Below are 21926 nucleotides of genomic sequence, written 5' to 3' on the forward strand. Positions count from 1 at the left end.
TGAACCATGTCTGACGTTTCCAACACACTCGGGGGGACGCCGACCAAGGATGGCGCGTTCCTCTCGGTGCGGGACCTGAAGGTCCACTTCACCACCTCCGACGGCATCGTCAAGGCGACCGACGGCCTCTCCTTCGACCTCGAGCGGGGCAAGACGCTCGGCATCGTCGGTGAGTCCGGCTCCGGCAAGTCGGTCTCCAGCTCGGCCATCATGGGGCTGCACCGCGGCACCAACGCCAAGCTGAGTGGCGAGATCCTGCTCGACGGTGTGGATCTGCTCCACGTGAGCGACGAGGAGATGCGCAAGCGTCGCGGCCGCGACGTCGCGATGATCTTCCAGGACCCGCTCTCCGCGATGCACCCCTACTACACGGTGGGCAACCAGATCATGGAGGCCTACCAGGTCCACAACGACGTGACCAAGCGGGAGGCGCGCAAGCGCGCCATCGAGATGCTCGACCGTGTCGGCATCCCGCAGCCGGACCGTCGCGTGGACGACTACCCGCACCAGTTCTCCGGTGGTATGCGCCAGCGCGCGATGATCGCGATGGGGCTGATCAACAACCCCAGCCTGCTCATCGCCGACGAGCCGACCACCGCTCTGGACGTGACCGTCCAGGCGCAGATCCTCGACCTGCTCCAGGACCTGCAGCGCGACTTCGACGCGGCGATCATCATCATCACCCACGACCTCGGTGTCGTGGCCGAGATGGCCGATGACGTCCTGGTGATGTACGCCGGCCGCGCGGTCGAGTACGGCCCCGGCAAGGAGATTCTCACCCACCCGGAGATGCCCTACACCTGGGGTCTGCTCTCCAGCGTGCCGGACCTGACCGCGTCGACCGAGGCCAAGCTGATCCCGATCCGCGGCAACCCGCCCTCGCTGCTGAACCCGCCGCCGGGATGCCCCTTCGAGCCACGTTGCGACCACGTGGCGAAGGTGGGTGGGGACCTGTGCAAGACGGTGCTGCCTGAGCTGACCCCGGCCAGGAGCGGTGGCAACCACACCAAGCGGTGCCACCTCGAGAACCCTGACGAGGTCTACGAGGCAGAGATCCTGCCCGAGATCGCCCCTGACCTGGTGGAGGACTGATGAGCGACACCACGACTGCCGCCGCGACCTCGGTCGCGCCGGCGAGCACGGAGACGGTGCTCTCGGTCGAGAACCTGAAGATGCACTTCCCGGTCAAGGGCAGTGGTGTGATCCGCCGTACGGTCGGACACGTCAAGGCCGTCGACGGGGTCTCCTTCGAGGTCGCCAAGGGCACCGCCCTCGGCCTCGTCGGTGAGTCCGGCTGTGGCAAGTCCACCACCGGGCGGATGGTGACCCGGCTCTACAAGCCCACCGAAGGCAAGATCAACTTCGAGGGCACCGACATCGCCAACTACACGGGTCGGCAGCTGCACCCGATGCGGCGCGAGATCCAGATGATCTTCCAGGACCCGTCGACGTCGCTCAACCCGCGTCACACGGTCGGGTCGATCATCGGCGCGCCGCTGCGGATCCACAAGATGGTGCCGAAGGACAAGGTGCTCAGCCGGGTCCAGGAGCTGCTCGAGATCGTCGGCCTCAACCCGGAGCACTACAACCGCTACCCGCACGAGTTCTCCGGCGGCCAGCGGCAGCGCATCGGCATCGCCCGGGCCCTGACCCTCCAGCCGAAGCTGCTCGTCGCCGACGAGCCGGTCTCCGCGCTGGACGTGTCGATCCAGGCCCAGGTGATCAACCTTCTGCAGGACCTGCAGAAGGAGTTCGACATCTCCTTCCTGTTCATCGCTCACGACCTCGCCATCGTTCGCCACTTCTGCCCCGAGGTCGCGGTCATGTACCTCGGCAAGATCGTGGAGATCGGCGACCGCGAGTCGATCTACGAGCGGGCCCACCACCCCTACACGCAGGCGCTGCTCTCGGCGGTGCCCGACGTGAAGCAGGCCGCCATCGGCGGCCGCCGCGAGCGGATCCGGCTGGAGGGCGACGTACCTTCGCCGATCAACCCGCCCTCGGGCTGCCACTTCCGCACCCGCTGCGCCATCGCCAAGGACATCTGCTCCGTGGTCGAGCCGCCGCTGCTGCAGATCGGCAAGAAGCACAAGGTGGCCTGCCACTTCCCGGGTGAGATCCACCAGCACCCGGAGAAGCCGGTGACCGCGCCTCTGCTGGGCGTCGACGAGTTCGGCGCGCCGGACCCGGGCGCCAGCCCGGCAGAGGTCCCGGGCGATGGGCCCGGCTACGCCGACACCTGGTACGACCTGGCGAACAACTCGCGGGGTCGCGCCTGAGGATCTCCTGTATCTCAGCAGGATTACGAAAGACGGTCCGCAGCCATTGGCTGCGGGCCGTCTTTGTTACGGATGTGTCACACATCACTGTCGGTATCGAACCGTTATCTGTACGGCCGCCCGAACCGCCGGAACTTGGCATAACTTGAGGCAGCGCGCTGGTTCGGGACTGCGCCGACTGGTCTGGTCTTGGGCGAACCGAGCCCACGGCGTTCGAACGGAGATCCGAGCGTATGACTGTGTCCGAAGTGTTGATCCAGGGCGGCCCTGAGCCTGAGATCGATCCGGAACCGAGCACCGGCGAGATCGCCGGCCGCTCACCGATGCGGATCGCCATGGACCGGCTCCGCTCCGACAAGGTCGCGATGGTCTGCGCCGGGGTCGTGCTCCTCTACGTCGTGATCGCGATCTTCGCGCCGCTGCTGTGCAGGCTCTTCGGCGTCGAGCTGCGCGCGGGCACACCCGACGACACCGACGGGTTCAACTTTCCGGTGATCGGGCCGCCCAACTACGGGTTCACCTGGGCGGCGCCGCTGGGCCTGGAGCCGAACTCCGGCAACGACCTGCTCGCGGAGTGGTTCTACGGAGCGCGTACGTCGATGCTGGTCGCGTCGGTCTCGACGGTGGCCTCGACGGTCCTGGGCGTCGTCCTGGGCCTGATCGGAGGCTACAGCCGGGGCTGGGCCGACCGTGTGCTCACGTTCCTCACCGACCTCTTCCTGACCCTCCCGTTCCTGCTGATCGCGATCGCGATCGCGCCGATCCTCGTCGACCGCTGGCGCGAGCAGCCCGCTCTGCTCGACAACGCCTCGCTGATCGCGATGATCGCCATCCTCTCCGTCTTCGGGTGGATGGGGCTGGCGCGGCTGATCCGCGGCGAGGTGATCTCGCTGCGCGAGCGGGAGTTCATCGAGGCCGCGCACGTCCTCGGCATGCCGACCCACCGGATCCTGTTCAAGGAGCTGCTGCCCAACCTGGTCGCGCCCATCGTGGTCTCGTTCTCGCTGACCCTGCCCGCGACCATCGCGGCCGAGGCGACGCTGGCCTACCTCGGTGTCGGCGTCACCGGCCGACCGTCCTGGGGGCAGACGATCCTGCGTGCCCAGGGCTGGTTCGAGCAGTACCCGCTCTACCTCTACGCGCCGATCGTCGGGATCGTGGTCCTGGTCTTCGCGCTCAACCTGCTCGGAGACGCCATCCGTGACGCCTTCGACCCCAAGTCTTTCCGGTGAGCACTTTGTCGGAGAGGGCATCAACAGCCATGGAAGGTGGACACCTACGATGCGAATGAAGAGAACGGCGATCGCGGCCAGCGCGATCGCTGCCCTGATGCTCACCGCCGCGTGCGGCGGCGGCAGCGGCAGCGGAGCCGGCGACGACAAGAACGAGTTCCAGGAGGGTGGCGCCGCGGGCGCCGGCAAGGACCCCTCGGCCACCGGGCCGAAGGCGGTCCCGGACGACGCGGCCGATGGCGGCATCGTCTCCGTCACGACGGCGGTCGCGCCCTCCACGCTCGACCCGACGCGCACCTACTACGTCGACTCGGGCGAGATCATGTCCGGTCTGGTCACGCGTTCGCTGACCCAGTACGTCTACGACGAGAAGGCCAAGGACTCGGTCCTGGTCCCTGACCTCGCCACCGACCTCGGACAGGTCTCCGACGACGGTCTGACCTGGACCTTCACGCTGAAGGACGGCATCAAGTACGAGGACGGCACGCCGGTCACCGCAGAGGACGTGGCGTACGGCATCAAGCGCTCCTTCGCGATCGAGACGCTGCCCGACGGCCCGACCTACCAGCTGACCTTCTTCCAGGACGGCGACAAGTACAAGGGCCCGTTCGCGGACACCGAGGCCGAGCTCAAGAAGCTCGACGGCTACGAGCCCGGCTGGTACGGCGGCGACGACTACAAGGGCGTCGAGACCGACGGCAACAAGGTGATCATCCACCTCGCCCAGCCGTTCGCCGAGCTCGACTACTACGCCTCGTTCCCGGTCTTCTCGCCGATCCCGAAGGCCAAGGACAAGGACCCGCTGGCCTACGAGAACCACCCGATGGCCACCGGCCCCTACAAGTTCAAGTCCTACAAGCCGGGCACGTCGCTCGAGCTGGAGAAGAACGACCAGTGGGACGCCGACACCGACCCGGGCCGGATCCAGAAGGTCGACGGGTTCAGCTTCAAGTTCTCCCAGGACACCGCCAAGCTGGAGAACACCATCGCGGCCGACACCGGTGACGCACAGACCACGCTGACCTACGACAACGTGACGCCGCAGACCTTCAAGAAGGTCCAGACCGAGAACGAGGACAACCTCATCCTCGGTCCCTCGCCGTGCACCTACATGATCTACATGGACCAGAACAAGATCAAGGACAAGAAGATCCGCGAGGCGATCGGCTGGGCCTACCCGTACAAGGCGGTCTGGAAGGCTCGTGGATGGATCGACGGCGTGACCGTCGAGGGTGGCGCCGCCATCCTGCCCCCGGGCACCGCCGGCCGTCAGGACTACGAGTACCCGAAGGGCCAGGACGGTCAGACGACCGACCCGGAGAAGGCCAAGGCGCTGCTGAAGGAAGCGGGCGCGGAGGGCTTCGAGCTGACCTGGTACTACTCCAAGGACGACGAGCAGCGCGTGGCCGCCAAGGACCAGGAGGTCAAGGCGTACGAGGCCGCCGGCTTCAAGGTGAAGCCGCTCCCGGCGACGTCGGACACCATCCGTGACCTCACCAGCGACCCCAAGGCGCCGATCAACCTGCGCTCCGGTGGATGGTGCTCGGACTGGCCCTCGGGCGGTTCCTGGTTCCCGGCCCAGTGGGACGGCTCGCTGGCCAACAAGGCGGGCATGCCCAACCCGGCCAACTTCGACCAGGCCGACGCGGACGCCAAGCAGGCCGAAATCCTGAAGATGGATCCGGCCGACGTCCCCGCTGCCTGGGGCGAGTTCGACAAGTGGATGCAGGAGACCTACTACCCGGCGGTCGTCTGGGGCTACTCGGGTAGCGCCTTCATCAAGGGCTCCAAGCTCGGCGGGGTCTTCGACGACCCGGTCAAGGGCATGCCGACCCTGAACACGACCTACGTCACCAAGTGATGTGAGTGGACCGGCGCGGCCCGCGCCGCGCCGGTCCACCTCGGCAACGCGGGTGCCACCTGTTCGTGGGTGGCACCCGTCCGGGGCGAGACGCCCCTGAGAACGACCTCGAGAAAGTGAGACCTCCCGACCATGCTCGGTTTCGTCGTACGCCGGCTGATCTCGGCGCTGCTGGTGCTGTTCGCGGTCTCGGTCGCCGTGGTGGCGATCTTCACCTACGGTCCGAGCGACCCGGCCCGGGCGATGTGCCCGGAGCCGAAGTGCTCCGTGCAGCGCCAGGACGCGATCCGCGAGGCGCTCAACCTGGATCAGCCGATCCATGAGCAGTACATCGACTACATGACCGGCATCGTGTCCGGCCGGGAGATCGCAGCCGGCACCGAGGCGTACGAGTGTGACGCCCCCTGCTTCGGGGTGAGCTTCATCTACCGCACGATGGTCTGGGACGACATCAAGGACCGGATCGGGCCGACGGTGTCGGTGGCGATCGGGGCCGGCGTGACGATCCTCCTGATCGGGGTGCCGATCGGGATGTTCGCGGCCAGACGCAGGGGAACGATGGCCGACAAGGCCGTCATCGGCTCGACCCTGGTGATCGAGTCGATTCCCTACTATCTGTTCGTCCTGCTCGCGTTCCTCTACCTGGCGGTGTCCTTCGGCATCTTTCCGCAGAAGGGCTATCACTCCTTCACGGACTCGCCGGTCCAATGGGCCTGGGCGCTGGTGCTCCCGTGGCTGGCGCTCGGCATGGTCAACGCCTCGAAGTACGCACGGTTCACCCGCGGGTCGATGATCGAGGCCTTCAACGAGGACTACATCCGCACCGCGAAGTCCAAGGGCCTCAAGGAGAGCAAGGTCGTCTACAAGCACGCGCTCCGGGCGGCCGTCGTGCCGATCGTGACCATCTTCGGGATCGACTTCGGAGCCCTGCTCGGCGGCACCATCTTCACCGAGAAGATCTTCGACATCCCAGGCCTGGGGCTCCGATCGCTGGAAGCGGTCACCCAGAGCGACCTGCCGGTGATCCAGGCGACGACCCTGATCTCCGCGGCCGTGGTCATCGCCGCGAACGTCGTGGTCGACCTCTTCTACAGCGTCCTGGACCCGCGCGTACGCGTCACCTGACCCCGGTCCCTGTCGGTGCCGACCACTAGGGTTGGCGTGTGGACGGGTTGTTTGAGATGGGTGCTGCCGGCGCCTCGCGCGGCGGGTCGCTGAGCCACAGCGACCATGCGGCCGCGCCGCTGGCGGTGCGGATGCGGCCGCGTACGCTCGAGGAGCTGGTCGGGCAGAGCTCGCTGCGTGCGGCAGGGTCACCGCTGCACCAGGTCGTCGAGGGCGGGCAGTCGCTCTCGTTGCTGCTGTGGGGGCCGCCGGGCACCGGGAAGACGACGATCGCCTCCATCGTGAGCCGCTCCACCGACCGGCGCTTCGTCGAGGTCTCCGCGGTCTCGGCCGGGGTCAAGGAGGTCCGGGCGGCGATCGACGCGGCCCGCGCCGAGCTGGTCGCGACCGGCAAGGAGACGGTGCTCTTCGTGGACGAGGTGCACCGGTTCAGCAAGGCGCAGCAGGACGCGCTGCTGCCGGGCGTGGAGAACCGCTGGGTGACGTTGGTCGCTGCCACCACGGAGAACCCCTTCTTCTCGGTGATCTCGCCGCTGCTGTCGCGCTCGCTGCTGCTCCGCCTGGAGTCCCTGACCGACGACGACATCCGTGGCGTACTTCGGCGGGCGCTGGAGGACGAGCGCGGGCTGGGTGGGTCGGTGACGATCACCGAGGAGGCGCTCGACCATCTCGTACGCCTCGCCGGCGGTGACGCGCGCAGGTCGCTGACCTATCTGGAGGCGGCCGCGGGTGCCGCGTCCGAGGGGGAGATCACCCTGGAGGCCGCCGAGCGTGCGGTCGACCAGGCGGCGGTGCGTTACGACCGTCAGGGCGACCAGCACTACGACGTGGTCAGTGCGTTCATCAAGTCGGTGCGCGGGTCTGATGCGGATGCGGCGCTGCACTATCTGGCACGGATGATCGAGGCGGGGGAGGACCCCCGGTTCATCGCGCGCCGGCTGATGATCCTCGCCTCCGAGGACATCGGCCTGGCCGACTCGACGGCGCTGCAGACCGCGGTCGCCGCGGCGCAGACCGTGCAGCTGATCGGGATGCCGGAGGCCCAGCTGACCCTGGCCCACGCCACGATCGCGCTCGCGGTCGCGCCGAAGTCCAACGCGGTCACCAACGCCATCTTCGCCGCCCGCGCCGACGTGGCCGCCGGGAAGATCGGCAACGTCCCGCCGCACCTGCGCGACGCCCACTACGAGGGCGCCAAGAAGATCGGCCACGGCGAGGCCTACAAGTACGCCCACGACGAGCCGTTCGGCATCGCGACCCAGCAGTACGCACCGGAGGCGGTGGCCGACGCGGAGTACTACCGGCCGACCACCCATGGCGCCGAGGCGGGAGTGAAGGAACGTTGGGAGCGTGTCCGGAAAATCGTGCGCGGACAGGATGGATAGGGTAGGCGCACCATGACGAACTCGAGCACGCCCGGGTGGGCGCTGGTGGCGACACTGACCGCGGTGGGGGTTCTCGTCCTCATCCTGCTGGTGGTGGTGCTGCTCGCGCTCGGGGCACGGCGCGGTGCGCGGCGGCGGCTCGAGGAGGCCGAGGCCAGTGAGGCCGAGCTGCGTGAGCGGCTCGAGGCGCTCGAGAAGCGTCTGACCCAGCCCGAGGTCAGGCGGCGGCGCCGGGACGAGAAGGAATACGTCATCACCTCCCTGGGGGAGGACGGCGAGCCTGTCGAGGTGGAGCAGGTGGTGCAGCGTACGTTGACCGCACCGGCCTTCGCGGACGCGGTGTTCCGGGAGACCGTCGTGCAGGGCGCGGCGCTGGTCCACGGGGTCCGCCGGGCGCTCTCGCCCGAGGTGCGGTTCAAGATCCGCTACGAGATGCACCGTGAGGTCAAGCGGGCACGCAAGGACCGGAAGAGCGAGATGCGCGAGGCGCTGCGCGAATACCGCGAGCGCCAGCGCGCGGCAGTTGACGAGGACGTACGTATGGAGGACTCCCGATGAGGGGCGCGATCTGGTTCGTGGTCGGTGCGGGCGCGGGCGTGTACGCGATGGTCAAGGGGCGGCGGGCCGCGGAGGCCTTCACCGCCGACGGCCTGCGCGACCGCGCTCAGGCGCTCGGGGTCGGCGCGCGGATCTTCCGCGAGGAGCTGGCCACCGGCAAGGCGGAGAAGGAGCTCGAGCTGCGGGAGTGGATCGAGGCCAGGACCGCCGGACCTAAACAGATTGGCGCCGCAGGCGGCCAGCAGCACAGACTTGGATTGAACGGGCCAACCGAGGACCCGAGGCAGAACACGGAAGGTAGTACCCCCTGATGGAGTGGTTGAGCACGGCGGAGATCCGCCGCCGTTTCACGGCGCATTTCGCCGAGAACACCGAGATCGGCGAGCACACGGTGGTGCCGTCGGCATCGCTCCTGCTCGACGACCCCAACCTGCTCTTCGTCAACGCAGGCATGGTGCCCTTCAAGCCCTACTTCCTCGGTCAGGCCACGCCTCCCTACCAGCGGGCGACGTCGGTGCAGAAGTGCATCCGCACGCCCGACATCGAGGAGGTCGGCAAGACCACCCGGCACGGCACCTTCTTCGAGATGTGCGGCAACTTCTCCTTCGGTGACTACTTCAAGGAGGGCGCCATCACGCTCGCCTGGGAGCTGGTCACCAAGTCGGTCGCCGACGGTGGCTTCGGCTTCGACGAGTCGGTCCTCTACCCGTCCGTGCTCAACGGCGACGAGGAGGCGGTCGCGCTCTGGAAGAAGATCTCCGGCCTGCCCGACGACCGCATCGTCCGGCTGCCCCCGAGCGAGAACTACTGGTCGATGGGCGTGCCCGGCCCGGGTGGCCCGTGCTCGGAGATCCTGATCGACCGCGGTCCCGAGTTCGGCGCCGACCGTGACTGGGACGCAGGCGACCGCTACCTGGAGTTCTGGAACCTCGTCTTCATGCAGGACAACGTCGTCGCGGCGCGGTCCAAGTACGACGTCGACATCGACGGCCCGCTCGCCCAGACCGGCATCGACACCGGCCTCGGTCTCGAGCGCGTCGCCTACCTCATGCAGGGCAAGTCCAACATGTATGAGACCGACGTGGTCTTCCCGGTGATCGAGAAGGCGATGGAGCTGACCGGCAAGAAGTACGGCGCCTCCTACGAGGACGACGTCCGCTTCCGGGTCGTCGCCGACCACGTGCGCTCCTCGCTGATGCTGATCAGCGACGGCGTCACCCCCGGCAACGAGGGCCGTGGCTACGTCCTGCGCCGGCTGATGCGCCGCGCGATCCGCAACATGCGCCTGCTCGGCTACGAGGACCCGGCGATGCCCGAGCTGCTGCCGGTCTCCCGCGACAAGATGGGGGAGACCTACACCGAGCTGCTCTCCGGCTGGGACCGGATCAAGCGCGTTGCCGACTCCGAGGAGGAGGCCTTCCGCAAGACCCTCGCGGCCGGCACCCAGATCTTCGACCTGGCCGCGACCGAGGTGAAGTCGAGCGGATCCACCACGTTCACCGGTGCCAAGGCGTTCCAGCTCCACGACACGTACGGGTTCCCGATCGACCTGACCCTCGAGATGGCCGCCGAGGCGGGTCTCGAGGTCGACGAGGCGGGCTTCCGCGGCCTGATGACCGAGCAGCGCGAGCGGGCCAAGGCCGACGCGCGCGCCAAGAAGGGTCAGCACGCCGACCTGTCGGTCTACCGCGGCATCCTGGATGCCAACGGGCCGACGGACTGGCAGGCCTACACGACCCTGGAGACCGAGTCGAAGCCGCTGGCGCTCCTCAAGGAGGGCAAGGCGGTCGACGTGCTCGGCCCCGAGGAGATCGGTGAGATCGTCCTCGACCGCACCCCGTTCTACGCCGAGTCCGGTGGTCAGTCCGCCGACGCGGGCATCATCGAGTTCGACGGCGGCCGGCTCGAGGTCGTCGACGTGCAGCGGCCGGTCAAGGGCCTCGTGGTCCACCAGGTCCGGGTCGTCGACGGCGAGTTCCACGGCAACGGGCTCGTGCACGCCCAGGTCGACAAGGAGTGGCGCATCGGCGCCCGCCAGGCGCACTCCGGCACCCACGTGGTGCATGCGGCGCTGCGTGAGGTGCTCGGCCCGACCGCGCTGCAGTCGGGTTCGTTCAACCGTCCCGGCTACCTGCGTCTCGACTACGGCTGGACCAAGGGCCTGACCCCGGAGCAGATGCATGAGATCGAGGAGGTCTCCAACAACGCGCTGCGTGCCGACCTGCCGGTGTCCTGGGACTACATGACCCTCTCCGAGGCCAAGGAGTGGGGTGCGATCGCGCTCTTCGGCGAGACCTACGACGACTCCAAGGTGCGCGTCGTCGAGATCGGCGGCCCCTGGTCGCGTGAGCTGTGCGGTGGCACGCACGTGGACCACTCCGCCCAGATCGGCACGATCGTGGTCACCTCGGAGGCCTCGGTCGGCTCCGGCAACCGGCGCATCGAGGCCTACACGGGCGTCGAGGGCTTCAACTACCTCGCGCGCGAGCGCGACGTGGTCTCCGAGCTCAACCTGCTGCTCAAGTCGAAGTCCGACGACGTCGTCGGCCGGGTCTCCGACCTGATGGAGCGGCTCAAGGCCGCCGAGAAGGAGATCGCCCGGGCGCGTACGGCACAGCTGCTCGCCTCCGGCGGCTCGATCGCGGCCTCCGCGGTCGATGTCAACGGCGTCCAGGTCGTCGCCCAGCGGGTGCCGGGCGTGGGCGGCGGCGACGCGCGCACGCTCGCCCAGGACGTACGTTCCCGGCTCGGTGACGCGCCGGCTGCCGTCGTGCTCTTCGGAGACGCCGACGACAAGGTCGCGGTCGTGGCCGCGGTCAACCCGGCCGGCATCGCCCAGGGCGTCAAGGCCGGCGACCTGATCAAGGAGCTCGCTCCGGTCGTCGGCGGCCGCGGCGGTGGCAAGCCCGACTTCGCCCAGGGCGGTGGCACCGAGGTCGGCAGGATCGACGAGGCCGTCGCCAAGGTCAAGTCGCTGGTGGCCGGAGCCTGATGCGTCACGGCGTACGCCTCGGTCTCGATCCTGGCGACGCCCGGATCGGCGTCGCCAGGAGTGACCCCACGGGGTTCCTGGCGACGCCGCTCGAGACGGTGAAGAAGGGCCGCGGGGACCTCGCGCGGCTGCAGGCGATCGTCGCCGAGATCGCCGAGGAGTCGACGATGCTCGAGGTGGTCGTCGGGCTGCCCCGGTCCCTCAAGGGAGGCGAGAACCCGGCGACTGCTAAGGTCCGGGACTTCGCCGCGTCCTTGGCGCGGCGAGTGGCCCCGGTCCCGGTTCGTCTCGTCGACGAACGGCTCACCACTGTTTCCGCGGAGGCTATGCTCCGAGACCGAGGTCGCAAGGGTCAGGACCGTCGAGCAGTCGTCGACATGGCCGCAGCGGTCGTGATCCTGCAACACGCATTGGACAGTGAGCGCGCTTCGGGGGCCGCGCCTGGAGAGATCGTTGAGGTCGGTCATTGAGTGAGCGCTACTACCCCCCGGACCCGCGCGACCCGCGTCGCCCTGGTCAGGGGTCATATGGTCGCGATCCGCGCGGTGGCTACCCGCCCCGGCAGCAGCCCCCACAGGACCCGCGACAGGCTCCCCGAGACCCACGCACGATGCCGCCGCGGCCCGGCCAGATGCCTCCTCAGCAGCAGGGCCAGCCGGGTCGCCGCCCGGGGCCGCGCCCCATCCCCGGCGCCGGCACGCCCCCGCCGGGCTACGGCCGTCAGGAGCCGCCGCAACGGCCCGGTGGCTACGGCGGGCCGACCTACCAGCAGCACCCCAGCTTCTTCGACGACGGCCCCAGGGAGCACGACCCGTACTTCGACGACGAGCCGCCGCCCCGGCGCAAGCGGCGCTTCGGCGGCTGTCTGGCCGTGCTGGTGGCCATGGCCGTCGTGCTCGGTGGGTTCTACGTCGTGGGTGACCGCGCCATCGACTACGTCAAGGACCTGGTCGCGCCGCCGGCCGACTATCCCGGTCCCGGGACCGACCCGGTCTCGTTCGAGGTGCACGAGGGCGACTCCGTCTCGGCCGTCGGTCGCAACCTGAAGGAGATCGGCGTGGTGGAGTCGGTCGATGCCTTCATCGACGCGGCCAACACCGAGGGCCTGACCGTCCAGGTCGGCTTCTATCCGCTGAAGAAGCAGATGAAGGCCGCCGACGTCGTCGAGATCCTGGCCAACCCGGACAACATCGACACGATCAACGTCACGATCACCGAAGGGTCGCGCGCCAAGGCGATCTACAAGGTGCTCGCCGAGAAGACCAAGAAGAAGCCGGCCGACTTCAAGAAGGCCGCCGAGGACACCGAGGCGATCGGGCTGCCCGACTACGCCAAGGGCAACGTCGAGGGCTACCTCTTCCCGGCGACGTACGCCTTCCCGCCCGACGCCACGCCGACCGAGATGCTGGCGATGATGGTCGACCGATGGGAGCAGGCGCTCGGCGACAACGACATCGAGGCGCGTGCCAAGCAACTGAAGTGCGGCGGAGGAAAGGCCTGCACACCCGAGCAGATCATGACCGTGGCCTCGCTGGTCGAGGCCGAGGGCCGCGGTGACGACATGGCCAAGATCGCCCGGGTCATCTACAACCGGGTGGAGAATCCCGGCACGGCCGGCCAGGCGGGCTTCCTGCAGATCGACGCCACGGTCAACTATGCGCTCGGGAAGTCCGGCAGCACCGAGCTCGGTGGTGTGAACGTGCAGTCGGTCGACTCGCCCTACAACACCTACACCAACAAGGGGCTGCCGCCGGGGCCGATCGGTGCGCCGGGTGACAAGGCGATCCAGGCCGCGCTCAACCCGGCCGAAGGTGCCTGGTACTACTACGTGACCGTCAACCTGAAGACCGGTGAGACGAAGTTCGCCAAGAACTACGACCAGTTCCTGAAGTTCAAGGCCGAATACAAGAACTACTGCGAGACCGAGTCGAAGAGCTGTTGAGGAGAAGTCCTGAGTGAAGTGCGCTGTCCTGGGTGACCCGATCGGTCACTCGCTCTCCCCGGTCCTCCACCAGGCGGCGTACGCCGAGCTGGAGATGTCCGACTGGTCCTACACCTCCACTCGGGTGCAGGCCGGCGGCTTGGCGAAGTACGTGGCCGACCTCGGTGGTGACTGGCCGCCGAGCCGGTGGCGTGGGCTGTCAGTGACGATGCCGCTCAAGCGGGAGGCCTTCGAGCTGGCGCGGTCGGTCTCGCCGCGGGCACGGCTGGTGGGGGCGGTCAACACGCTGGTGCGCTCCTCGCACGGCTGGGTGGGTGACAACACCGACCTGCCCGGTGCGGTCGCTGCGATCCGGGAGCGGGCCGGCGACGGCTACTCGTGCTCCCACGGTGCCGTCTTGGGCGCCGGTGCCACGGCCGCCTCGACCGGCCTCGCGCTCGCCGAGCTGGGCGCTTCCCGGATCACGCTGCTGGCTCGCAACCCGGGTGCGGCGGGGGAGACGATCGAGATGATCTCCCGTCACCGGAGCAAGCCCGTGGTCTCGGTGCTGCCGCTGGACTCGGCGGTCGACGGTGTCGACGCGGTCGTCTCCACGGTCCCGGCGAAGGCACTGACCCCCGAGCTCATCGACCGCTGGGCACCGACGCCGGTCGTCTTCGACGTGGTCTACGACCGGTGGCCCTCGCCGCTGCTGTCGGTCGCGCCCGGTGTGGCCGTCAGCGGCCTGGACCTGCTCGTGCACCAGGCGGTGCTGCAGTTCGAGCTCTTCACCAGCCGTCCCGCGCCGCTCGCCGCCATGCGGGCGGCGGGGGAGAAGGCGCTGGGGATCGCCGAGCTGTCACCGGCATGAGTCCTGGGGCGGTCGTGCTGGTGAGTGCGGCCGTCGCCGGTCTGCTCGCTCTCGGGATGCCGGCACTTCTTCGCCGGCTCCCCGAACCTGTCGACGACCCGCCGGAGCTCTCCTATGCGACCGTGGCCGGATGGGCACCGTTCCTGCCGGTCGCGGTGGCGCTCTCCGCCGCAGTCGCCGGGCTGCTCGGCTGGCAGGTCGATCCGTCGCGGCTGATGGTGGCGCTGACGCCGCTCACCCCGGTCTGCGTGCTGCTCGCCTACGTCGACTGGCGCGTCCAGCGGCTGCCGAAGATGCCGATCCTGGTGGCCACGGCGGTCGGGCTCGGGCTGCTCGTCGCCGAGTGGCTGTGGACGCGTGAGACCGCAACGGCCCTCGGCGCCCTCGCCGGACTGGTGATCGCCCGCTCGGCGTTCTGGCTGCTGTGGCGGCTCCTGCCGCACGCGATGGGCTTCGGCGACGTACGCCTGGCGGCGCTCGTCGGCCTCGTCCTCGGTCGTCTCGGCTGGGAGCAGCTCGCCGTCGGGCTGTGGGCCGGGCTGGCGATCTTCGGCGTCTGGGGCATCGGACGCGCGATCGCACAACGCTCACGCACGGCGATGCGGGAGCCGCTGGCGTACGGGCCCTTCATGCTGCTGGGCATGCTCGTCGGGGTGTTCGCCGTCTCGCTTTGAGGCCGGGTGCACGGGGTTGCGTGGCTGGGATGAAAGACTGGCGTCATGTTGCGTTGGCTCACTGCGGGCGAGTCCCATGGTCCGTCCCTGACGGCCGTGATGGAGGGTCTGCCCGCCCACGTCCGGATCACCTCTGACGACATCGCTGATGCCCTGGCGCGGCGCCGGCTCGGCTATGGCCGCGGCGCCCGGATGAAGTTCGAGAAGGACCAGGTGCGGATCACCGGCGGCGTACGCCACGGGGAGTCGCAGGGCGGTCCGGTGGCGATCGAGGTCGGCAACACCGAGTGGCCCAAGTGGGAGACCGTGATGGCCGCCGACCCGGTCGATCCCGACGTGTTGGCCGGGCAGGCCCGCAACGCCCCGCTGACCCGGCCGCGGCCAGGTCACGCCGACCTGGTGGGGATGCAGAAGTACGACTTCGACGACGCCCGCCCGATCCTGGAGCGTGCCTCGGCCCGCGAGACCGCGGCCCGGGTCGCGCTCGGCGCGGTCGCCTCGGCCTTCCTCGAGCAGGCGCTCGGGGTGCGGCTGGTGTCGCACGTCCTGGAGATCGGCGGCGTCCGTACGCCGAGCCACGAGGTCCCCTCGCCCGAGGACGTCGCCCGGCTCGACGAGGACCCGGTGCGGGTGCTCGACCCCGACGGCTCCAAGCAGATGGTCGCCCGGATCGACGAGGCCCACAAGGAGGGTGACACCCTCGGTGGCGTCGTCGAGGTGGTCGTCCACGGGCTGCCGCCGGGCCTCGGCTCCCACGTGCACTGGGACCGGCGCCTCGACGCGCGCCTGGCCGGTGCGCTGATGGGCATCCAGGCGATCAAGGGCGTCGAGGTCGGCGACGGCTTCGAGCTCGCCGCGACGCCCGGGTCCAAGGCCCATGACGAGATCGTTCCGTCCGCCGACGGGATCCGCCGTGCCTCCGGGCGCTCGGGCGGCACCGAGGGCGGCATGTCGACCGGCGAGATCCTGCGCGTGCGCGCGGCGATGAAGCCGATCGCGACCGTGCCCCGCGCGCTGCGCACCGTCGACGTCGCCACCGGCGAGTCGGCTGTGGCGCACCACCAGCGCTCCGACGTCTGCGCGGTGCCCGCCGCAGGTGTCGTCGCCGAGGCGATGGTCGCGCTCGTCCTGGCCGAGGCGGCGCTGGAGAAGTTCGGTGGCGACTCGGTCGCGGAGACTGCCCGCAACGCGAAGGCCTACCTCGAGAACCTGAGGTACGTCTGATGCCCGCTGTCGTGCTCGTCGGCCCGATGGGCGCCGGGAAGTCGACGGTCGGCGCTCTGCTCGCCTCCCGGCTCGGGGTCGCGCTGCGCGACACCGACGAGGACATCGCGGCGGCCGCAGGCAAGAGCGTGCAGGACATCTTCGTCGACGAGGGCGAGGCGCACTTCCGTGCGGTCGAGGCCGAGGCCGTCGCGGCGGCGCTCGCCGAGCACGACGGCGTGGTCTCCCTCGGCGGCGGCTCCGTCCTGGCCGAGCAGACCCAGATCCTGCTCAAGGAGCACACCGTCATCTACCTGCGGGTCGGCGTCGCCGACGCGGTCAAGCGGGTCGGCCTCGGCTCCGGCCGCCCGCTGCTGCTCGGCAACGTGCGCGGCCGCATCAAGGCGCTCCTGGAGGAGCGCGCCCCGATCTATGAGTCGGTCGCGACGATCGTCGTCGACACCGACGGCCGCTCGGCCGACGACGTCGCCGCCGAGCTCGCCACCGCCCTGACCGCGCTGAACACCACGGAGTAGAAGTGACCGGAACCGTCATCAGGGTCGAGAGCGCCGCGGCGTACGACGTCGTCATCGGCTCCGGCCTCGCCGGCCGGCTCCAGGGACTGCTGGGGGAGAGCGTCGAGCGGGTGGCGTTCCTCTACGCCGCCGAGCTGGCCGAGTACGCCGAGCCGGTGCTCGAGGAGCTCTTGAAGCACTACGACGTGCTCGGGCTCGGCCTGCCGAGCGGCGAGGACCAGAAGACGGTCGCGGTCGCGAACGACTGCTGGGAGGCGCTGGGGGAGCGGGGCTTCACCCGCTCCGACGCGGTCGTCACCTTCGGCGGCGGGGCGACCACCGACCTCGGCGGCTGGGTCGCGGCCGGGTGGCTGCGTGGCGTACGCGTCGTGCACGTGCCGACCACCGTGCTCGCCATGGTCGACGCCGCGGTCGGCGGCAAGACCGGCGTCAACACCGGTGCCGGGAAGAACCTCGTGGGCGCGTTCCACGAGCCCGCCGGGGTGCTGTGCGACCTCGCGCTGCTCGCCACCCTGCCGGAGGCCGACCTGATCGCCGGGCTCGGTGAGGTCGTCAAGTGCGGCTTCATCGCCGACCCGGAGATCCTGCGCCTGGTCGAGGAGAGCGACAAGATCACCGCTTCCTCGCCGGTTCTCGCCGAGCTGATCGAGCGCGCGATCCGGGTCAAGGCGGAGGTCGTCGCCGCTGACCTGAAGGAGACCGGCGGCGCTGACAGCCACCCCGGTCGCGAGACCCTCAACTACGGCCACACCCTCGCGCACGCGCTCGAGAAGCACTCCGGCTTCTCGATCCGCCACGGTGACGCGGTCGCCGTGGGCTGTGTCTATGCCGCCGAGCTCGCCCGTCTCGCCGGGGTCCTCTCCGACGAGGTCGCCGCCCGGCACGCGCCGACCTTCGCGAAGGTCGGACTCCCGACCACCGTCAAGGAGCTCGGCGTCGAGGCCGGCTTCGACGACCTCATCGGCGCGATGCGGGTCGACAAGAAGGCCCGCGGCTCCGTCCTCCGCTTCCTCGTCCTCCACGACCTCGCGGTGCCGCGCATCCTCACCGGGCCGACCGAGGAGCAGCTGCGGGAGGCGTACGCGGTCGTAGGCGGGTAGCGAGAGCTCGATCGCCGTTCGACGCCCGGCGCAACGCTGGCGCTCGCTATGCCAGAGGGTCTGACCTTGTGAACGATTCACAAGGTCAGACCCTCTGTCATAGCGAACCGAAGGAGCTGAGATGGGGCGCTCGCACGACGTAGTGGGAGGGTTGGAGCCGGACACCGACCCCAGCGCTCCCGCTGCGACTCACTTGCCCGACCAGCGGGCGATGTCCTCGTCGGTGACATCGACGGGGCCGGCGACCCGCTGGGTGGCGCGGATGTGGTTGCCGAAGGGGTCGCGGAAGGCGCAGTCGATGCCGTAGGGCTGCCGGACGGGCTCCTGGGTGAACTCGACGCCCTTGGCGGACAGCTCCTCGTAGAGCTTCTCGCAGTCGTCGGTGTTGAAGATGACGACCGCGCCCGTCGCGCCCTTGGTGACGAGGTCGCGCAGCTGGGCGGCGGTCTCGGCGCTGTGGGCGGGGGAGCCGTCGGGCACCTCGAGCAGAAGCTGATGGTCGGGGTCGCCGGGGAGGTGGACGGTGAGCCAGCGCATGAAGCCCATGTCGACGTCGCTGCCGACCTCGAGGCCGAGCTTGCCGACGTAGAAGTCGAGCGCCTCGTCCTGGTCGAGGACGTAGATACCGGTGATGTTGATGTTGGTCAGCATGCGACCAGTCTGCGTCCCACCGAGGCCGTACGCTTCTCCGAAACTGCTCAGCTCGCCGGCCGCATCCAGGCGCGGGCGACGCATCCGGGCACGGCCAGGCGCTCGGCACGAGCACGGTAGTCGCTGGGGGAGGTGCCGACGATGTCGCGGAAGGTACGGCTGAAGGTGCCGAGGCTGGCGAAGCCGACGGTGATCGCGACCTCGGTGACCGGCGTCGAGGTGTCGCGCAGCAACGCCATCGAGCGCTCGATCCGGCGCCGCTGCAGATAACGGTGGGGAGTCTCCCCGAAGACCGCCTTGAACCGGCGGCTGAAGTGCGCGGGAGAGACATGGGCGACCCGGGCGATCGCGGCGACGTCGAGAGCATCGGCGTAGTGCCGGTCCATCACGTCGCGAGCGCGCAGCAGGCGACGGTTCTCGTCCTCGTGCGGCGTCATGCGCCCGAGCCTATGCCGAGTCGGCTCGTCATGACGAGCCGACTCGGCAGGGCTTCTCGGCAGGCGTTCTAGCAGGTCACAGACCCATGTCCTTGGCGATGATGAGCTTCATGACCTCGGAGGTGCCGCCGTAGATCCGGTTGACCCGGTTGTCGGCGTAGAGGCGGGCGATGGGGTACTCGTTCATGTAGCCGTAGCCGCCGTGGAGCTGGAGGCAGCGGTCGATGACCCGGTGGGCGACCTCGGTGCAGAACAGCTTGGCCGAGGCGGCCTCGGCGGCGGTCAGCGTGCCGGCGTCCTCCGCCTCGATGGCGCGGTCGACCACGGCCTCGGCGGCGTCGACCTCGGCCTTGCACGCGGCCAGCTCGAACTTGGTGTTCTGGAAGGACGCGACGGCGGTGCCGAAGACCTTGCGGTCATGGACGTACGCCTTGGCGAACTCGACGGCGGCCGCGGCCTGGGCGTAGGCGCCGACGGCGATGCCGAGACGCTCGACCGGGAGGTTCTGGCCGAGGTAGGAGAAGCCCTTGCCGACCTCGCCGAGCACGTCCTCGACCGGGACCTGCACGTCGGTGAAGGAGAGCTCGGCGGTGTCGGAGACCTTGAGGCCGAGCTTGTCGAGCTTGCGGCCGACCTCGTAGCCCGGCAGCTTCGTGTCGACGGCGAGGAGCGTGATCCCGCCGCGGCGGTCCTCCGGGGTGGCCGGCGCGGTGCGGGCACAGACGATCACGCGGTCGGCGTTGACGCCGCCGGTGATGAAGGTCTTGGCGCCGTTGAGGATGTAGTGCTTGCCGTCCTCGGTGAGCTTGGCGTTGGTGGTCATCCCGGCCAGGTCCGAGCCGGTGCCGGGCTCGGTCATCGCGATCGCCCACATCTCCTCACCGGAGACGAAGCCGGGCATCCAGCGCTCCATCTGCTCCTTCGTGCCGAGCTTGAGGAGGTAGGGCAGGCACAGCCCCACGTGGGTGCTCGAGCCGCCGAAGGAGACGCCGGCGCGGGCCAGCTCCTCGGTGATGACGGCGGAGTACTTGAACGACTCGATGCCGGCGCCGCCGTACTCCTCGGGCACCTGGATGCCCCACACGCCGAGCTCGCCGAGCTTGAGGTAGAAGTCGTGGGGGACGATGCCGGCCGCGTACCACTCGTCGTAGACGGGGGTGACCTCCTTCTCGATGAACGAGCGGATGGTCTCGCGGAAGGACTGGTGGTCCTCGGTGTAGATGGTGCGGCGCATGAGTGTGCTGTCTCCTCGGTGCATTCTTCTCGGGGTCGAAACGGAAGTTCAGGGGCGGGCGCCGACGGCGCGCAGCGCGAGGTCGGCGTAGAAGTCGGCGAGGGCCTCGGGAGTCCAGGAGCCGTCGTCGCGGTACCACCGGGCCAGGTCGATGCCGAGCGAGAGCAGGGCGGTGGCGGCCTTGGCGGGGTCGGGGGTGTCGAAGTCGCCGCTGCGTACGCCCTCCTCGACGACCTCGCGCATGACGGTGTCGATGGCGCGGCGCAGTCCGGCGATCTCCTTGAAGTGCTCCTCGGTCAGCGCCGCGAGCTCGTAGTTGATCACCCGGGCCATGGTGTGGGAGCGGGCGTGGAAGAGGACATAGGTGCGTACGGCGGCGGCGACCCGCTCGGCGGGCGTGGCGTCGGCACGGGTCGCCTCGGTGACCGCCTCGAGGATCACCTCGTGGCCACGGACCGCGATCGCGTGCAGGAGCTCCTCCTTGGAGCGGTGGTGCACGTAGACCGCCGCCGGGCTCAGGCCGGCCGCGGTGGCGATGTCGCGGGTGCTGGTGCCGTGGAACCCCTTGGCGGAGAACGCCTGGACCGCCGCGTCGAGCAGACGGGCACGGCTGCGGTCGCCTCGTGCCTGCGTGCTGGTGCGTGCATCGCTCATGCGGATCAGTCTGACACAAAGGTAAGTGAGCGCTTAGATTCGCCTCACGAAAACCGTGCAAAGATGCGGGCGTGAGCAATGCGTTGAAGCAAGTCCTGGTCCTCAACGGCCCCAACCTCGGACGCCTCGGGAAGCGGCAGCCCGAGATCTACGGGCACACCACCCACGACGAGCTCGCGGCGCTGTGCGTCGACTGGGGTCACGGGCTCGGCTTCGCCGTGGACGTACGTCAGACCAACCACGAGGGCGACATGGTCGACTGGCTCAACGCCGCGGCCGACAAGGGCATCCCGGTCGCGCTCAACGCCGCGGCCTGGACCCACTACTCCTACGCGATCTACGACGCCTGCGCACAGCTGACCGCGCCGCTGGTCGAGGTGCACATCTCCGAGCCGCTCGAGCGGCCCGAGGTCTTCCGGCACACCAGCGTCGTCACCCCCCACGCCACCGCGGTCGTGGCGGGCAAGGGCATCGACGGCTACCGCGAGGCGCTCGAGGTCATCGCCGCGAAGCTGGGCGACGCCTGACCTGACCGATATTGGCGATCGTCGTCCGGTGTTGGCGACCCGCGCCGCTCCCGCGGACACCGTGGGTTGATGGGTCGACTGCTCGTAGGTCTCGCACGGATTCTCGGCGTGCTGCTCGCCGGCGCGGTGCTCGGTGCCCTGATCGGCGGCGTCGGCGGGCGGCTCGTGATGTTCCTGCTCGTCCGGCTCAGCCCGGAGGCCGACGGCGTGACCAGCGACGACGGGTTCGAGATGGGGCGGTTCACCCTGAGCGGCTCGCTCAACCTCGTCGTGGTCTGCACCGTGCTCGGAGCCGTCGGGGCGGTGCTCTACCTGCTCGTCCGGTGGCTGCTGTTCGGGCCCTGGTGGTTCCGGGTCCTCAGTGTCACGCTCGCCGCCGGCGTGGGTGTCGGCAACATCATCGTCCACACCGACGGCCTCGACTTCAGCCTGCTCCAACCCGCCCTGGTCTCGGTGCTGGCGTTCGTGGCGGTGCCCGCTGCCTACGGTGCCGCGCTGACGGTGGTGGCGGAGCGGCGGATCCTGGCCTGCTGGCCGGTCCCGCCCGAGACCGGGACGGTGGGGATCGCCACGCTGTGGGTGCTGCGCGCGGTGGCGCTGGTGGTCGGCGTACTCTCGCTCGTGGATCTCGTCGGAAAGACCGCGGTCGTTGCTTGATTCGGCCCTGTGCAAACTCGCGGATAGGA

At 69.3% G+C, this 21926-nt stretch carries 22 protein-coding genes; 18 read left to right on the forward strand and 4 right to left on the reverse strand.

Annotated elements, in window-relative coordinates:
• Positions 1-6 precede the first annotated feature (6 nt).
• From UG56_RS00120 to aroB, 16 genes are all read left to right on the forward strand, one after another.
• Positions 7-1092, forward strand: a complete 1086-nt coding sequence (locus tag UG56_RS00120) for an ABC transporter ATP-binding protein (protein ID WP_045548817.1) — start codon at positions 7-9, stop codon at positions 1090-1092.
• Positions 1092-2279, forward strand: a complete 1188-nt coding sequence (locus UG56_RS00125; RefSeq protein ID WP_045548818.1) for an ABC transporter ATP-binding protein — start codon at positions 1092-1094, stop codon at positions 2277-2279. The genes UG56_RS00120 and UG56_RS00125 overlap by 1 nt, the downstream gene beginning before the upstream one ends.
• 233 nt (positions 2280-2512) lie before the next feature.
• Positions 2513-3511: an ABC transporter permease gene (locus tag UG56_RS00130; protein WP_045548819.1), complete on the forward strand. Its 999-nt coding sequence runs from the start codon at positions 2513-2515 to the stop codon at positions 3509-3511.
• Positions 3512-3560: 49 nt separating this feature from the next.
• Positions 3561-5372: an ABC transporter substrate-binding protein gene (locus UG56_RS00135; protein WP_071326801.1), complete on the forward strand. Its 1812-nt coding sequence runs from the start codon at positions 3561-3563 to the stop codon at positions 5370-5372.
• 132 nt (positions 5373-5504) lie between these two features.
• Positions 5505-6497, forward strand: a complete 993-nt coding sequence (locus UG56_RS00140) for an ABC transporter permease (protein ID WP_045548821.1) — start codon at positions 5505-5507, stop codon at positions 6495-6497.
• A 56-nt stretch (positions 6498-6553) separates the two neighbouring features.
• A complete protein-coding gene (locus UG56_RS00145) occupies positions 6554-7882 on the forward strand; it encodes a replication-associated recombination protein A (protein ID WP_045548822.1) in 1329 nt (442 codons plus the stop codon).
• A gap of 12 nt (positions 7883-7894) precedes the next feature.
• Complete coding sequence (locus UG56_RS00150) at positions 7895-8440, forward strand: hypothetical protein (RefSeq protein ID WP_045548823.1); 546 nt, start codon at positions 7895-7897, stop codon at positions 8438-8440.
• Positions 8437-8751, forward strand: coding sequence for a DUF6167 family protein (locus UG56_RS00155; RefSeq protein WP_052693539.1), 315 nt, complete (start codon positions 8437-8439; stop codon positions 8749-8751). The genes UG56_RS00150 and UG56_RS00155 overlap by 4 nt, the downstream gene beginning before the upstream one ends.
• Before the next feature lie 8 nt (positions 8752-8759).
• Positions 8760-11432, forward strand: coding sequence for an alanine--tRNA ligase (alaS, locus tag UG56_RS00160; protein ID WP_045548828.1), 2673 nt, complete (start codon positions 8760-8762; stop codon positions 11430-11432).
• Positions 11432-11902: a Holliday junction resolvase RuvX gene (gene ruvX, locus UG56_RS00165; protein WP_045548824.1), complete on the forward strand. Its 471-nt coding sequence runs from the start codon at positions 11432-11434 to the stop codon at positions 11900-11902. The genes alaS and ruvX overlap by 1 nt, the downstream gene beginning before the upstream one ends.
• A 140-nt stretch (positions 11903-12042) precedes the next feature.
• Positions 12043-13374, forward strand: a complete 1332-nt coding sequence (gene mltG / locus UG56_RS00170; RefSeq protein WP_305728733.1) for an endolytic transglycosylase MltG — start codon at positions 12043-12045, stop codon at positions 13372-13374.
• 13 nt (positions 13375-13387) lie between these two features.
• Complete coding sequence (locus UG56_RS00175) at positions 13388-14224, forward strand: shikimate dehydrogenase (protein ID WP_045551050.1); 837 nt, start codon at positions 13388-13390, stop codon at positions 14222-14224.
• On the forward strand, positions 14221-14898 hold the full coding sequence (locus UG56_RS00180) for a prepilin peptidase (RefSeq protein ID WP_143054843.1): 678 nt from the start codon (positions 14221-14223) through the stop codon (positions 14896-14898). The genes UG56_RS00175 and UG56_RS00180 overlap by 4 nt, the downstream gene beginning before the upstream one ends.
• 45 nt (positions 14899-14943) lie before the next feature.
• Positions 14944-16122 (forward strand): chorismate synthase, encoded by a 1179-nt coding sequence (gene aroC, locus UG56_RS00185; RefSeq protein WP_045551049.1) that lies wholly within the window; start codon positions 14944-14946, stop codon positions 16120-16122.
• Entirely contained in the window at positions 16122-16637 is a 516-nt protein-coding gene (locus UG56_RS00190) for a shikimate kinase (RefSeq protein WP_045551048.1), read from the forward strand. Before aroC ends, UG56_RS00190 begins: the two co-directional genes overlap by 1 nt.
• Positions 16638-16639: 2 nt before the next feature.
• Positions 16640-17737, forward strand: a complete 1098-nt coding sequence (aroB, locus tag UG56_RS00195) for a 3-dehydroquinate synthase (protein WP_045551047.1) — start codon at positions 16640-16642, stop codon at positions 17735-17737.
• A gap of 189 nt (positions 17738-17926) precedes the next feature.
• On the opposite strand, the gene UG56_RS00200 is transcribed toward aroB, so the two are convergent.
• The 4 genes from UG56_RS00200 to UG56_RS00215 form a co-directional block, all read right to left on the reverse strand.
• A complete protein-coding gene (locus tag UG56_RS00200) occupies positions 17927-18388 on the reverse strand; it encodes a VOC family protein (protein WP_045551046.1) in 462 nt (153 codons plus the stop codon).
• Between the two features lie 47 nt (positions 18389-18435).
• Positions 18436-18825: a helix-turn-helix domain-containing protein gene (locus UG56_RS00205; RefSeq protein WP_045551045.1), complete on the reverse strand. Its 390-nt coding sequence runs from the start codon at positions 18823-18825 to the stop codon at positions 18436-18438.
• A 76-nt stretch (positions 18826-18901) separates the two neighbouring features.
• A complete protein-coding gene (locus UG56_RS00210; protein ID WP_045551044.1) occupies positions 18902-20059 on the reverse strand; it encodes an acyl-CoA dehydrogenase family protein in 1158 nt (385 codons plus the stop codon).
• Positions 20060-20107: 48 nt separating this feature from the next.
• Positions 20108-20713 carry a TetR/AcrR family transcriptional regulator gene (locus tag UG56_RS00215; protein ID WP_045551043.1) on the reverse strand — a complete coding sequence of 202 codons (606 nt, stop codon included), beginning with the start codon at positions 20711-20713 and terminating at the stop codon, positions 20108-20110.
• A 71-nt stretch (positions 20714-20784) separates the two neighbouring features.
• Here UG56_RS00215 and UG56_RS00220 point away from each other — a divergent pair, with 71 nt between their 5' ends.
• Together UG56_RS00220 and UG56_RS00225 are read left to right on the forward strand one after the other, a co-directional pair.
• A complete protein-coding gene (locus UG56_RS00220) occupies positions 20785-21240 on the forward strand; it encodes a type II 3-dehydroquinate dehydratase (protein ID WP_045551042.1) in 456 nt (151 codons plus the stop codon).
• Between the two features lie 69 nt (positions 21241-21309).
• Positions 21310-21897, forward strand: coding sequence for a hypothetical protein (locus UG56_RS00225; protein ID WP_143054844.1), 588 nt, complete (start codon positions 21310-21312; stop codon positions 21895-21897).
• Positions 21898-21926 lie beyond the last annotated feature (29 nt).

It is taken from the genome of Nocardioides luteus, assembly GCF_000960475.2.
GTDB lineage: Bacteria > Actinomycetota > Actinomycetes > Propionibacteriales > Nocardioidaceae > Nocardioides > Nocardioides luteus_A.

Bases quoted from the DNA above. Each gene is read 5' to 3' on its own strand.
- UG56_RS00120 (WP_045548817.1), top strand. From the start codon at position 7: ATGTCTGACGTTTCCAACACACTCGGGGGGACGCCGACCAAGGATGGC.
- UG56_RS00125 (WP_045548818.1), top strand. From the start codon at position 1,092: ATGAGCGACACCACGACTGCCGCCGCGACCTCGGTCGCGCCGGCGAGC.
- UG56_RS00130 (WP_045548819.1), top strand. From the start codon at position 2,513: ATGACTGTGTCCGAAGTGTTGATCCAGGGCGGCCCTGAGCCTGAGATC.
- UG56_RS00135 (WP_071326801.1), top strand. From the start codon at position 3,561: ATGCGAATGAAGAGAACGGCGATCGCGGCCAGCGCGATCGCTGCCCTG.
- UG56_RS00140 (WP_045548821.1), top strand. From the start codon at position 5,505: ATGCTCGGTTTCGTCGTACGCCGGCTGATCTCGGCGCTGCTGGTGCTG.
- UG56_RS00145 (WP_045548822.1), top strand. From the start codon at position 6,554: ATGGGTGCTGCCGGCGCCTCGCGCGGCGGGTCGCTGAGCCACAGCGAC.
- UG56_RS00150 (WP_045548823.1), top strand. From the start codon at position 7,895: ATGACGAACTCGAGCACGCCCGGGTGGGCGCTGGTGGCGACACTGACC.
- UG56_RS00155 (WP_052693539.1), top strand. From the start codon at position 8,437: ATGAGGGGCGCGATCTGGTTCGTGGTCGGTGCGGGCGCGGGCGTGTAC.
- ruvX (WP_045548824.1), top strand. From the start codon at position 11,432: ATGCGTCACGGCGTACGCCTCGGTCTCGATCCTGGCGACGCCCGGATC.
- mltG (WP_305728733.1), top strand. From the start codon at position 12,043: ATGCCGCCGCGGCCCGGCCAGATGCCTCCTCAGCAGCAGGGCCAGCCG.
- UG56_RS00180 (WP_143054843.1), top strand. From the start codon at position 14,221: ATGAGTCCTGGGGCGGTCGTGCTGGTGAGTGCGGCCGTCGCCGGTCTG.
- aroC (WP_045551049.1), top strand. From the start codon at position 14,944: ATGTTGCGTTGGCTCACTGCGGGCGAGTCCCATGGTCCGTCCCTGACG.
- UG56_RS00190 (WP_045551048.1), top strand. From the start codon at position 16,122: ATGCCCGCTGTCGTGCTCGTCGGCCCGATGGGCGCCGGGAAGTCGACG.
- UG56_RS00200 (WP_045551046.1), bottom strand. From the start codon at position 18,388: ATGCTGACCAACATCAACATCACCGGTATCTACGTCCTCGACCAGGAC.
- UG56_RS00205 (WP_045551045.1), bottom strand. From the start codon at position 18,825: ATGACGCCGCACGAGGACGAGAACCGTCGCCTGCTGCGCGCTCGCGAC.
- UG56_RS00210 (WP_045551044.1), bottom strand. From the start codon at position 20,059: ATGCGCCGCACCATCTACACCGAGGACCACCAGTCCTTCCGCGAGACC.
- UG56_RS00215 (WP_045551043.1), bottom strand. From the start codon at position 20,713: ATGAGCGATGCACGCACCAGCACGCAGGCACGAGGCGACCGCAGCCGT.
- UG56_RS00225 (WP_143054844.1), top strand. From the start codon at position 21,310: ATGGGTCGACTGCTCGTAGGTCTCGCACGGATTCTCGGCGTGCTGCTC.